General features: G+C 65.6%; 9 protein-coding genes. 5 read left to right on the plus strand and 4 right to left on the minus strand.

What is annotated here, in order from left to right:
- Positions 1-13: 13 nt before the first annotated feature.
- The 3 genes from GA0070607_RS25070 (at position 14) to GA0070607_RS25080 (ending at position 8,936) form a co-directional block, all read left to right on the plus strand.
- Positions 14-2,815, plus strand: coding sequence for a helicase-related protein (locus GA0070607_RS25070; protein ID WP_089020367.1), 2,802 nt, complete (start codon positions 14-16; stop codon positions 2,813-2,815).
- Positions 2,812-7,719 carry a restriction endonuclease gene (locus GA0070607_RS25075; protein ID WP_089020368.1) on the plus strand — a complete coding sequence of 1,636 codons (4,908 nt, stop codon included), beginning with the start codon at positions 2,812-2,814 and terminating at the stop codon, positions 7,717-7,719. The genes GA0070607_RS25070 and GA0070607_RS25075 overlap by 4 nt, the downstream gene beginning before the upstream one ends.
- Positions 7,720-8,115: 396 nt before the next feature.
- Positions 8,116-8,936 (plus strand): IS5 family transposase gene (locus GA0070607_RS25080; protein ID WP_157743254.1). Its coding sequence is split into 2 segments (ribosomal slippage): positions 8,116-8,476 and positions 8,476-8,936, totalling 822 coding nucleotides; the frame shifts between segments, so codons are not numbered across the junction.
- Here the strand turns inward: GA0070607_RS25080 and GA0070607_RS25085 are convergent.
- The 3 genes from GA0070607_RS25085 to GA0070607_RS33880 form a co-directional block, all read right to left on the minus strand.
- On the minus strand, positions 8,933-9,124 hold the full coding sequence (locus tag GA0070607_RS25085; protein ID WP_089020369.1) for a DUF397 domain-containing protein: 192 nt from the start codon (positions 9,122-9,124) through the stop codon (positions 8,933-8,935). The genes GA0070607_RS25080 and GA0070607_RS25085 overlap by 4 nt on opposite strands.
- Positions 9,117-9,998 carry a helix-turn-helix domain-containing protein gene (locus GA0070607_RS25090; RefSeq protein ID WP_089020370.1) on the minus strand — a complete coding sequence of 294 codons (882 nt, stop codon included), beginning with the start codon at positions 9,996-9,998 and terminating at the stop codon, positions 9,117-9,119. The genes GA0070607_RS25085 and GA0070607_RS25090 overlap by 8 nt, the downstream gene beginning before the upstream one ends.
- Before the next feature lie 625 nt (positions 9,999-10,623).
- On the minus strand, positions 10,624-10,746 hold the full coding sequence (locus GA0070607_RS33880) for a hypothetical protein (protein WP_269458399.1): 123 nt from the start codon (positions 10,744-10,746) through the stop codon (positions 10,624-10,626).
- Between the two features lie 395 nt (positions 10,747-11,141).
- Here GA0070607_RS33880 and GA0070607_RS25100 point away from each other — a divergent pair, with 395 nt between their 5' ends.
- Positions 11,142-11,618 carry a hypothetical protein gene (locus GA0070607_RS25100; protein WP_089020372.1) on the plus strand — a complete coding sequence of 159 codons (477 nt, stop codon included), beginning with the start codon at positions 11,142-11,144 and terminating at the stop codon, positions 11,616-11,618.
- Between the two features lie 23 nt (positions 11,619-11,641).
- Here GA0070607_RS25100 and GA0070607_RS25105 read toward each other — a convergent pair whose 3' ends face one another.
- Positions 11,642-12,217 (minus strand): hypothetical protein, encoded by a 576-nt coding sequence (locus tag GA0070607_RS25105; RefSeq protein ID WP_157743255.1) that lies wholly within the window; start codon positions 12,215-12,217, stop codon positions 11,642-11,644.
- A gap of 218 nt (positions 12,218-12,435) precedes the next feature.
- Between GA0070607_RS25105 and GA0070607_RS25110 the strand changes: the two genes are divergently transcribed.
- A complete protein-coding gene (locus tag GA0070607_RS25110) occupies positions 12,436-12,903 on the plus strand; it encodes a hypothetical protein (RefSeq protein WP_089020374.1) in 468 nt (155 codons plus the stop codon).

Genomic DNA, 12,903 nt, shown 5'->3' on the forward strand with positions numbered 1-12,903 from the left:
GAAGGCACCACCGATGACCACCACCCAGGCCGCGACCTTCGCCCCGGGCTCCCGCATCGTCGTCCGCGACGAGGAGTGGCTGATCCGCAGCGTCAAGACCGGCACCGCGGACGGCACGATGGTGAAGGCGGTCGGCGTCTCCGAGTTCGTGCAGGACGTCGAGGCGACCTTCTTCACCAAGCTTGAGGACATCACGCCCCTGGTACCCGAGGAGACGGACCTCATCCAGGACACCTCGTCGCGGTTCCGGCAGAGCCGCCTCTTCCTGGAGGCCGTGCTGCGGCGTACTCCGCTGCCGCGTACGGAGCGCGGGTTGGCCCTCGCCGACCGCTTCCTGCTCGACCCGCTGACCTACCAGCAGCGTCCCGTCGAGCTGGCCCTGTCCGGGTTGCGGCCGCGGATCCTGCTCGCCGATGTCGTCGGCCTGGGCAAGACCCTGGAGATCGGGCTGATCCTCGCCGAGCTGATCCGCCGGGGCCGAGGGGAGCGCATCCTGGTGGTCTCTCCCCAGCAGGTCCTCGAACAGTTCCAGCGGGAGCTCTGGACCCGGTTCGCGATCCCGCTGGTCCGGCTCGACTCGACCGGCATCCAGCGCATCCAGCAGGAGATCCCCGCAGGGCGTAACCCGTTCACCTACTTCAAACGGGCCATCATCTCGGTCGACACCCTCAAGGACGCCGGCCAGTTCGGCCATCACCTCGACGCCACCACCTGGGACGCGGTCGTCATCGACGAGTCGCACAATCTCATCAACAAGGGCACCCAGCGCAACGAGCTGGCCCGGCGCCTGGCCGCGAAGACCGACGCGCTGCTGTTGGCCAGCGCCACCCCGCACAACGGCGACAAGGAGTCGTTCGCGCAGCTGATCTCGCTGCTCGACCCGGCGGCGATCGCTAACGAGAAGGACTACCAGGCCAGCGACATCGCGCACCTCTACCTGCGCCGCACGAAGATCAGCCCAGAGGTACGCGACCAGATCGGCGACCGCTGGGCCGACCGCGGCCCGTCCGAGGCCTTGCACTGCACAGCGACGCCCATCGAGGAGCAGATCTTCGACGAACTGACCGATGTGTGGCTGGCCGGCAAGTGGACCGATGAGCCAATCACCGGGCAGCACAGGCTGTTCCCGTACACCTTGTTGAAGTCGTTTCTGTCCTCGCACCGTGCGTTGCACGAGACGGTGACCAACCGGCGCAAGAAGGCCACCGGCACCGAGCGGGCGGCTCTGGACCGGCTCGCGGAGCTGACCTCCGCTATGACCGACAGCGACTCCAGCAAGCTCAAGGGCCTGGTCGACGAGCTGAGGAAGATCGGCGTCGGCAAGAACAGCAGCACCCGGGCCGTGGTCTTCTCCGAGCGGGTGCCGACCATCAAGTGGCTCGCCGAGGTGGTCCCCGGGCTGCTCGGCCTCAAGCCGAACGCGATCCGGGTGCTGCACGGCGGGGTGGCCGACAAGGACGAGCAGACGATCCTGCAGGAGTTCGAGCTGGCCGGCAGTGACGTCCGGTTGCTCTTCACCGGCGACGTCGCCTCCGAGGGTGTGAACCTGCACCAGCAGTGCCACCACCTGATCCACTACGACATCCCGTGGAGCCTGATCCGCATCGAGCAGCGCAACGGCCGCATCGACCGGTACGGGCAGAAGCACCAGCCGCAGTTCCGCGCGCTGATCCTCACCTCGGACCGCGACGACGCGAAGGACGACCGGACGGTCGCCGAGAAGCTCCTCAACCGTGAGGAGACCGCGCACCGCAGCCTCGGCAGCGTCGAGGCCGTGACCGGTCAGTTCGACGCGAAAGCTGAGGAGGACCGGCTGGTCCGCGACCTGCTCGCCGGCAAGTCGGTGGACGAGTCGTACGAGGCCGCCCACGCCGAGGTCGACGTGATGGCTGGCCTCTTCGGGGAGGTCGGCACCGCACCGGTCACAGCGGATATCCCGCGCGCTCAGGTGCCCAAACTCTTCGACTCCACCCAGGATTTCGTCGACGCCGCCCTGTACGAGATCTACGAGGACCGCCCCGAGGACCACATCGACCTACGCCGCGAGGACGAGTTGCTGACCTTCCTCGCCCCCGACGACCTGGTGCACCGGCTCACCGACCTGCCCCGCACCTACCTGCGGGCACACCGGGAGGGCGAGGACCTGCGACTCAAGGTCACCTTCGACCGTCCGCTCGCCCAGCGCAAACTCGACCAGGCCCGGCAGAGCAAGACCCCGATGTGGCCGGACATCGCCTTCCTCAGCGACGTGCACCCGATGGTCGACTGGCTGGTCGACAAGGTCCTGATCCGGCTGGGCCGCCAGCAGGCCCCAGTGCTCACCGCCGACGTGACCGCGCCGACGTTCCTGATCCAGGGCGTCTACGCCAACCGCCTCGGCCAACCCACCGTGGTCCAGTGGATGGCCGTCTCCGACCTCCCCGAGTCGCCAACCATCCGGGCCATGGACGAGGTGCTGCGAGAGGCCAACGTCGGCCCGACGATGGTCAACCGCGCGGAGGCCATCGCCATCGACCCACTGAAGGAGCTGCTGCCGGAGGCCGTCCAAGTGGCCCGGCAGTACCTGGAGGGCAAGCGCGACGAGTGGGCCGAGGCGAACGCCGAGCCGCTGCGGAAGCACCGGGAGCAGCTGAGGACCTTCCAGCAGGCCAGCATCCTCGATGAGCTGCCCGCCGCGCATCGGGAGAAGCGCCGCCAACGCGTCGATGCCACCGTCCAGGAGCAGCACGACCTGCTCGACCGCTTGGAAACCGCTGGCGACCCGCTGCTGCGGGTGCTCGCCGTCCTCGTACCGCCGCAGGAGAGTGCCGCATGAGCTTTGAGTCGCTGACCAACCGTGGCGAGTACCTCTCCGCGCACTACCTCGCCGAGATCCTGCCCACCACCCTCAAGGGCGGCCTGCTCAAGCAGTGGGCCGAGGACGAGAAGTCCGGCCGGATCACGCCACGCGCCGGGCTGCGCGGCATGCGCCGGACCTACTTCGACGCCAAGACCGAGCTGACCGACGTCGACTTCTTCGACCCGGAGCGACTGCGCAAGCAGCACCAGGACGTGCTGCGGGCGCTCGGCTTCGACCCGCAGCCGCAGACCATCACCGTCGAGCGCAACTCCCAGGAGTACGAGGTCAGCGTCGCCCACGCCGAGCTGACCACCGCGCACGGCATCGTCGCGCTGGACTGCGGTTGGGCGGTCGACACCGAGGCAGCACAGGACCCGGACGACGCCGGCCGCCTGCTCGACCCGCTCACCCTGTTGAGCACCGAGACCATCGAGACGGGCGCCAAGCTCGCCTCCCTGCTCTTCGCCGCCGACAGCCCGAAGCCCCGCTACGTGCTGATCCTCAGCGGCGGCGTGATCACCCTCGCCGACCGCACCGTCTGGGGCGAGGGCCGCTACCTGGCCGTCAGCCTCGACACCGCGTACGCCCGCAACGACGACAAGGAACTCGAGGTCGTCGCCGCGCTCTTCGGCGCCGACTCGCTGCGCCCACCCGCTGAGGGCGGCACCGAACCCCTCGCCGACCTGGTCGCCGGCTCCCGCCAACACGCCGTCGGTGTCTCCAGCGAACTCCGCGAAGGTCTGAAGGTCTCCGTCGAACTCATCGCCAATGAGGTCCTCGACCAGATCCGGCGGGCCGGCTACCACCCGCAGCAGGTGATGGACCTCGACGAGCTGGCCAAGGAGTTGGGCCGGGAGTCGCTGCGCTACCTCTACCGCATCCTGTTCCTGCTCTACGCCGAGGCCCGCCCCGAACTGGGTGTGCTGCCGGTCAACGACCCCCAGTACGTCGAGGGCTACAGCCTCGCCCGCCTCGGCGACCTCGTCTCCCGCCGCCTCGCCCCCTCCGCCGAGGACGGCACCCACCTGTACGAGTCACTCGACCTGCTCTTCCGCATGGTCAACGAGGGACACCGGCCGCGCGGCGGCGCTGACGTCGAGGACAAGGCCAGCGAGGGGGAGGGGCTGCGCTTCGAGCCGATGCGCTCGGACCTGTTCCTGCCGGAGAAGACCAAGCTCATCGGCCGGCTCATCGCCGAGCCGGGCAGCGACCCCGACGACGAGGACGCCCCGAAGATCGACACGCGGCTGCGCAACAAGGTCCTCTACGAGGTGCTGCGCCGACTGATGCTCACCAAGGGCGGCAAGAAGCGCCGCGGCGGCTTCATCTCGTACGCCCAGCTCGGCATCAACCAGCTCGGCGCGGTCTACGAGGGCCTGATGTCGTACACCGGGTTCGTCGCCACCGAGCAGCTCTACGAGGTCGCCAAGAACGGCGACCCGAAGGACGGCTCGTGGATGATCCCGGCCTCCAAGGTCGACGAGTACGACGATGGTGTCTTCGTCTATAAGGAGGACGCGTACACCGGAGTCCGCAGCCGGGTCAGCTACCAGCCCGGCCAGTTCGTCTACCGGCTCGCCGGCCGCGACCGGCAGACCAGCGCCTCCTACTACACCCCGCAGTCGCTCACCGAGGTCACCGTCCAACTCGCCCTCAAGTACCGGCTCGACCAGGACGACACGATCACCCCGGCCCGTGAGCTGCTGGACTGGACGATCTGCGAACCGGCGCTCGGCTCTGGCGCGTTCCTCAACGAGGCGATCAACCAGGTCGCCGCCGAATACCTGCGCCGCCGCCAGAAGGAACTGGACGTCACCCTCGACCCGGAGGACTACCACCTCGAACTCCAACGGGTGAAGGCGTACATCGCCCTGCACAACAGCTACGGCGTCGACCTCAACCGCACCGCCGTCGAGCTGGCCGAGGTGTCGCTCTGGCTCAACGTCATGCACGCCGGCCTCCAGGCCCCCTGGTTCGGCCTGCACCTGCAACGCGGCAACTCCCTCATCGGCGCCGGCCGCAAGACCTACGGCCCGAAGCAACTCGCCGACAAGTCGTGGCTCACCACCGCGCCGAAGGAACAGCCCTTCCGGGACGGGCCAATCGACGACGGCACCATCCACCACTTCCTGCTCCCCGCCGACGGGTGGGGCGCGGTCGCGGGGGAGAAGGAGGCCCGAGAGCTGGCGCCGGCCGAGACCGCCAGACTAAAAGCGTGGCGTACGGCGATGAGGCGGACGCCGTCCGCCAAGGGGAAGAACTCCCAGGTCCAGCGCTTGCAGGCCCTCGCTCGGCGGGTCGAGTTCCTGTGGGGGCTGGTGCAGCAGCGGCTCGACATCTCCGAGCGGGAGATCCGCCGCGACATTGCGGTGTGGGGTGCTGACGACCTGCCGCCGGTCACGGAAGCCGTGCCTCGGGAGGAGATTCTTGCCGACCTGACCGCGCCTGGCACGCCGTACTGGCGGCTCAAGACGCTGATGGACGTCTGGTGCGCGCTGTGGTTCTGGCCGCTGGATAAGGTCGGGCTGCTGGATGGCTCGGATCCGGCCTACCCAGCCACGCCCGTCCAGGTCTCGCATATCAAGGACGAGCCGGCGTACGAGGAGCCGGCCGTGTACGAGACCGCGGACATCTTCGGCAACGTGCAGCCGCAGCAGATGAAGCTGCCGACCAAGCCGAGTGGCGGTACTCGGCGGATGACGGTGGCCGAACAGCTCCGCCAGCAGGTGCCGCTGTCCAACCTAGACGACTGGCTTACCTTCGCCGAGGCGCTCATCGGCCGGAGCGACCTGGACGAGACCACCGAGCGCTTTTACGGCCGGACGCTCACGAGTTTGAGTGAGATGAGCGATTTCGAGCGGAAGCTCGACGGTGTTATCGGCGTAGACTCGCCATGGACCCTTTCCGATCGGTTCCCATGGCTTCTTGTGGCTGATCAGATTGCCCGTCAGCAGGGCTTCTTCCATTGGGAGTTGAGCTACGCTCAAGCCTTCGCTAAGGGAGGCTTTGACCTTCAGGTCGGAAATCCTCCCTGGGTCCGGCCTGTTTGGGACAGGGAATCCGTACTCGCCGAGCGCGACCCTTGGTTTAAGCTCGTCGGCAACGAGGTGGATTGGAATAGACGACGTTCCGCGGTAATTTCCTCGTCTGATGGTCGCCGCTTTATTCATCAGGAGCATGCTAGTCATATTGGAGTTCTCTCGTACTTGGGTTCGCGAGGAGCATTTCCATTGCTGGCGGGAACTCAGCCTGATTTGTATCGAGCTTTCATGTGTCAGATTTGGCGCCACTCTAACCTTCGCGGAGTATCCGGATTGCTGCACCCCGACAGTCACTTGGAGGGCGGGCGAGAAGGATCCCTTCGTGAAGCGGCTTATCGGCATCTCCGGTTACATGCCAGTTTTGTGAACGGTGGGAACTGGGCGTTCGCCGCCCCTGTTAGTCGCACACTTCAATTTTCCATGAATATCTACGGAGCGCCAGGGGTGATATCCTTTGTTCATGCGAGTCAACTCTACGGCGTGACGCCGCTGATCGGCTCATTTGGACACGATGGAAATGGGAATCTTCCGGGCGTGAAGTTCCTGGGCAAATGGGATTGCCGCCCGCATCGCAGTCGTTTGCTAGTCGTTGACGAGGCAAGACTTTTTGAGTGGAGGGCCTTGCTGGGCTTGGGGGAAGCGCAGCCTGAGGCCGTGCCCTTGCTTTACCCAATATCCTCCGGTGAGCAGAGGGCAATGGATGCCCTAAGCCGGGTTGAGGTTCGTCTCCGCGACGTCGATTTATGGACGAGTGGTGGATTCCATCAGAAGTCTGCTCGGACGGCTGGGATTTTTCGCGAAGAGCTGTCTAACCCTGGGCGCTGGGCCGAGGTTATCGTACAAGGCCCGCATTTCGGAGTTGCCACGCCGATTGCTAAGCAACCGCCGAATATGGGAAATGCTGACAGAGCTACCGACATTGACTCCCTTTCGGCCGACGCCGTGCCTGCGACGAAGTACGTTCGCGCGTGCGATTCCGAGCGTTTCCGTGCAAGTCAAGATGCTTGGGCTGGTCGACCCTACTCGGATTACTATCGGATGGCATGGCGGAGGCAAATAGCCGATAATGGCGAGAGAAGCCTTTTCGCTGCCATACTCCCGCCGGGTCCGACGCACGTCGACTCGGTGCAAAGCCTTGCATCTTATAGGAATGTCGTGACCGCTCTTAATGCCGGTTTCTGGGCGGCCCTGCCTCTCGATTATCTGCTCAGAATCACCGGTCGGAGAGATCTCCGCGAAGCCGACGCGCGCAAAATGCCTTACGCTGATCCGGCTCATCCCTTGGCGCCCGACCTCCTCATTCGGGCACTCCGCTTGAACTGCATTACGAGCGCCTATGCGGAGCTTTGGGGGGAACTTTTTCCGATCGCTTCGCGTGCCAGCTCGTGGGCGGTCAATTGGCCTGGCCTTGACGATCTTCTTGACGGAGTTAAGCCTGATTGGACGATGCATACCCCTTTGCGATCGGAGAGAGGGCGCCGGTCTGCCTTAGTGGAGATCGATGCTCTTGTTGCGGTCTGGTTGTCCATCGATATTGAAGGACTGTTGGCCTCCTACCGGTCCAGGTATGGAGTGCTGGCGAATTACGAATCCGATACCTGGTTCGATCGCAGCGGCAGAAAGCTGGCGGGAAACTTTAATACTTACGGCCATGGTCAGACCAAGGAGCATTTCGAACAGTTTCTGATTTACTTCGACGATGTCGAGCGGAACTCGGCACCGGATGGGTACGCCGCGCCGTTCTACAAGGCGGATCGGGAGAACGAGTATCGGCAGGCGCATGCCGTGTTCAGTAAGCGGCTTCAGGATGCGATCGACGCGGGCTGGCAGCCGTCGTAGCCCACTACCCCTCTTCCGCCCCAAAGGAGAGCAGATGGCCCCGAGTAATCACCAGAAGCACCAGGCTGGACGGCGCCTAGCGGTGGCTGAGGCCCTGTTGCATGGCCTTTCGGGGAGCCTACACAGTCCGCAGACCTTCGTGACGATCAGCGGAAGGACGGCGATCTACCCGGTGAGCGTGGAGGCGTGGCGGAATCGGTGGTCGTTATTCGAGGATGTGGCCCAGCCCGTGAGCGGAGAAACGGCCTCTTGTCTGCCGCGTGTCGGGAGCGCGTCCGGCGCGTCCGCCGGCTGCGCTCCCGTCTGATGTGCGGCTCAGCGCACAGACTTAGAGGTCCTAACAAAATGATCTAGAGTCTTCCGTCCCTTGTAGATGGTGATCTACGGTGTTCGGCCGTGAGGCGTGGTGAGCAGCCTCCGTGGGTCGTGCCGGACGGGCTGTGGCAGCGCATCGAGCCGTTGCTGCCCAAGCCTGAGCGCAACCCGCGGTATCCAGGGCGTAAGCGGATCCCGGACCGCAAGGTCCTGTGCGGGATCCTGTTCGTGCTGCACACCGGCATCCAGTGGGAGTTCCTGCCCCAGGAACTGGGGTTCGGATCCGGGATGACCTGCTGGCGGCGCTTGCAGGAGTGGAACCGGGCCGGGGTGTGGCAGCGACTGCACGAGCTGCTGCTGGCCGAGCTGCAGGCCGCCGGGAAGTTGGACTGGTCCCGCGCGGTCATCGACTCCTCGCACGTGCGGGCGGCCAGACGTGGCCCAAAAGCGGCCCGAGCCCGGTCGACCGCGCCCGCCCAGGCTCGAAGCACCACGTCCTGACCGAGGGCGCCGGCATCCCCCTGGCCGTGTCGCTGACCGGCGGCAACCGCCACGATGTCACCCAACTGCTCCCGCTGATCGACAAGATCCCACCGGTACGCGGTCGGCGCGGCCGCCCACGCCAGCGCCCCGACGCGTTGTTCGCCGACCGCGCGTACGACCACGACAAGTACCGCAAGGCAGTACGCGGCAAGGGCATCCGCCCACGGATCGCCCGCCGCGGCCAGCCCCACGGCTCCCGACTGGGCACCATCAGATGGGTCGTCGAGCGCACGATCGCCTGGTACCACGGCATGAAGCGCCTACGCATCCGCTGGGAACGCCGCGACGACATCCACGAAGCCTTCCTCACCCTCGCCACCTGCATCATCACGTACCGGCATGTCGTCCGACTTTGTTAGGACCTCTTAGTGACCCGGACGAAGCTGGCCCAGGCGGCGGGGGAGAAGGTGAGGGCCGGTCCCGCTGGGTCCTTGCTGTCACGTACGGCGACAAGGCCGGGCAGGTTGTCCGCGACCTCCACACACGCACCGCCGTTGTCGCCACTGCGGGTGCTCTTGCGCCACAGGGCGCCGGCCAGTTCAGCCATGATGGACCTCTCCAACGATCTTGTTGATCAGTTGCTTCGATTGTTGCTCATCGAGAGCCAGAGACGTAAGGCTCGCCCACACCTTCTCGTAAGCGGCGATCTCCTCGGGCCGGTCGAGGTACAGGGCACCGGTCAGCGACTCGCTGTAGACGACGGATGGCTCCGGGACGACTCGGTTTGTCAGTGGGAAGTCGAGCATCATGAAGGTGCCGGCGAGCGCGCCGTAGTGCGCCCCAACAGATAGCGGCAGGATCCGGATGGAGATGTTCGGTAGGCCTGCGAGGTCGTTCAGATGTCGGAGCTGCTCGGCCATCACCGCCCGGCTGCCGATCTGCTTGATTAGCAACGCCTCGGCGAGCACCGAGCTGAGCTGAGGTGCCTTCGGCAACCGTCGTCGTAGGAGGCCCTGCCGCTGAAGCCGGATGCTAATGAGCTGGTCCAATTCGTCTTCGCTCATGTCGGCGCGGTTCTGAAAGACACCCCTGGCATACGCCTCTGTCTGCAAGAGGCCGGGGATCAGCGACTCGTCATACCCCCGGAGCCTCGATGCGGCGGATTCCAGACCGACGTACAGCTCGAACCAGTCGGGGACGGCGTCACCGTACGAGTGCCACCAGCCCTTGGCCTTGGTCTCGGCGGCCAGGGCGGTGAGCGCGCCGACTAGGTCGGGCGTCGCCCCGTACAGCTCGCACATGGCCTTGACGTCGAGGGCGCGGACCGGGCCGATGCCGGTCTCGATGCGCCACATCTTCTGCCGGCTGCACTGCATCGCCTCGGCCGCGCCGTCCAGCGTCATCCGCGCCTCTGTGCGTAGCTCGCGCAGCGCCCGCCCGAGCTGCCGTCGCGGCACTGTCGATCCCATGTCGTCGGCCATCGGCTCCCGCCCTCTCCACGTTGCATCTTGTTACATCCGGTCGCCATCGGTGAAACGCACGAACGTTCCCCAAGAATCAATCCGATTGGGTGTTGTAGCGCAATGCGATCACGCGTCTGACCATACAAGACACTCCCGATAGTAGCCATGAACGCGCAATTCCCACGCCTGGCTAATCGGCGCACTGTCCGGGGGTGGAATGGTGTGGAGCGAGGTTCAGAGTTCGTGGCGAACAGGGCCAGGCCGTAGCTGAGCATGATGCCAAAGATGACCAGTCCGCCCTCACCCAGGGCATGTCCCTGCTTGGGCGGACACCGATGGAGACCGCCACCGCCAGTTGCGCGGTGAGGACGAGGCAGATGACGATGCTCAACACCCGGCATCCGACCCCGTTGAACGACCACCAGGTCACGGTTCCGAACACCGCCGGGACGGCCATCAGCAGGCTGAGCCCGATCAGCGGCGTAGCGAGCTTCCGCCGCAGCAGGCTGGTGCCTGCCGAGGGTGATGTCTGTCGGCTCAACTGTCGATGACCCTCAGGAAGACCGTGCCGCCGCCGGCGTCGACAGACGTTGCCGTTGTACTGCGACGTCTGTACGTCCTCGGCGAACTGCCCGCTGACCTGTCAGGTGCCGCCAGTCCGCAGGAACGGGCGCAGTTCGGCGCTCAGCGGCGCGTCCCAGTTGGGCGTTGCGGGCTGCCATTCGTACCGTTTGATGGTTGTGGCCAGCGTGTCGGGTCGCAGCACGACCAGCGCCTCGCTGGGGCAGGCTTGGGCAGCCGCTCGCCGATGTAAAAATATCGACAGTTATCCATTCCGAGATGGATGAGGATGGCGGCATGCCTCGATGCCGTGCCCGGTGCAAGGACAACACTCTCTGCAAGAACCCGGTGGGCGTGCCAGGCGCACGGTGCGGCCGACACGTGGGAATGCCGGAGGCGGGGCCGCGACATCCAAAGCAGAGATCGACAAGACGACGGTCACGGGCATCGACCAGCCCAGGTAGGCGGGGCGCTGGCAGGAGCGCTTCACGCGCGGGGAGTGGACGGGGTGGGGAAGCCCAGGAACGCCGCCGACAAGAGCGTGTCGAGAGCGCTGCCGAATTCTGCGTCGGGGTTCTCACCGACGGGTGGGCTGATGTTGTGTCCGACCGCGTGACGGAATACGTGGCCGAGGAGACCTGGAAAAGGCTCTTCAGGCGGCGCCGCCGCAGGAGGTGCAAGCTGTTGGCGCAGACGGCGGGCGCAGTGCTGGCCGGCAAGCAGATGCTGCACGATCTGGTAGGAGCCATAGGGGCCTGGCTGGCCAGGCTCCTTGGCGGTGACAGGGTCGTGCAGTCCTTCGCCCGTCAACTCGCGTCGAACATCCCACTGCCCCCCGACGCCAAGATGGTGGCTACAGCGCGGGGGCTGCAGGTGGCCGGAGTGCTGTTGTGTCTGTTCAACGGTGATGACATCAGGAGATGCCAGTGCTTTATTGATCTTGCTCTTGAGGAAACGAAGGCTCAGGTTAAGAAGATCCTCCTCGCCGCGATGGAGGACTGGGCCGCTCTGGCGCAATTCCCGGCCTCACCCTTGGTGGCCGAGCGAGGCATGTATGGGAGCGCCGGAAGGCCTTGATTGGCGCACCCGGGTGGGGGCGGCTAGCTTGGGTGGACCGTGGCGGGCGGAGCCATCACGAAGCCCTCGACGTACGTCTGGCGGGCAGCCTGTAGGAATTCCAGCCGCTCCTTGCGCGCACGGTCCCAGCCGGCCTCAAGCCCAGGCGGCCAACGATGGCCGCGGTACCGCTTGTCGATGATTTCTGAGAGCGAGCCGACCGCGTCGAGCAGAGCCTGAGCGCGCTGCGCCAGTGAATCAGGTCCGGCTACCTGGACGACGGCGTTGGCGGCGACGAGTTGGTTCCATTCGGCCGTGTACTGCCGGTGCTGGTCTGTTGGCTGCTCACCCTCGGGATGCAGGTTCAGTAGGTCGCTGAGCTCTCGGGCTTGATCAAGGAAGCTGTCCACTCGGGTCAAAAGCACGACGTAGGCCCCGCTACGCGCGTCAGCGAGCTGGCTGATCCGGGCCCGCTCGGCGTCCGCGAGCTCATTGCCGCGAGCCTTTTCGGCTTGAGCACGTTGGGTGTGGGTGCTGAGGTAACCGACGGCGAACGTGGCACCGCCGCCAACGAGCGCGCCCAGTAAGCCGAAGAGGCCCGTCGTGAACTCAGTGGTCACGCAAGGCAGTAAAACATGGAAGATCGCGACTGTCTCCCCCGGAGGCTTGGCAGAGACATCTACGGTGGCATCCATCTCGGCGACCGTCCCGCGGGGCACTGACGCACCGTACTGAGCTGATATCTTCTCGTGTTGTGCCGGCCGAACGCGAGCTGTCCTCGGTGGAGGATCCGCTGACCGAGACACGTCGCGCGTTGGAGGCCGTCCGGGGGTAACCGTTGCGCTATCAGATCCACTTCGAAAAGGAACTGACCACCGAGGCGCTACGCCGATTCCTGGCCGAGGACTACGGCATCTCACCGGACGCGGTCTATGTCGGGCGAATCGAGGATCGGGCGGTCGATGATCCTCGGCCGGTCGCCATGCTCAATCCTCCAGACGAGGACGAGGGATTCGGCTGGGTCCTGACCGGTGACACGGAGCTAGCCGATGCCACCGGTCAGGGGGAGCGAGAGTTGGCGGCCACCCTGGCCCGGACCTTCGGAGTGCGGGCCCTGGTCAACGATGGCAGCATCCACCCCGACCGGTGGCTGCTGGTCAGCACCGACGGCAGCAGCGGTAGGGTCATCACTGACGAGGATGCTGCGGCGGACGGGGACCTGCGGGTCGTGCACGCTCTCGAACCGATCAGCGGAGAGCCGCAGCTCGCTGTCGTACCGCCACCGGACTGGGCCCGCGACTGGTGA

The organism is Micromonospora coriariae, from assembly GCF_900091455.1.
GTDB lineage: Bacteria > Actinomycetota > Actinomycetes > Mycobacteriales > Micromonosporaceae > Micromonospora > Micromonospora coriariae.

Coding starts and splice junctions, on each gene's coding strand:
- GA0070607_RS25070 (WP_089020367.1), top strand. CDS start 14: ATGACCACCACCCAGGCCGCGACCTTCGCCCCGGGCTCCCGCATCGTC.
- GA0070607_RS25075 (WP_089020368.1), top strand. CDS start 2,812: ATGAGCTTTGAGTCGCTGACCAACCGTGGCGAGTACCTCTCCGCGCAC.
- GA0070607_RS25085 (WP_089020369.1), bottom strand. CDS start 9,124: ATGGCTGAACTGGCCGGCGCCCTGTGGCGCAAGAGCACCCGCAGTGGC.
- GA0070607_RS25090 (WP_089020370.1), bottom strand. CDS start 9,998: ATGGCCGACGACATGGGATCGACAGTGCCGCGACGGCAGCTCGGGCGG.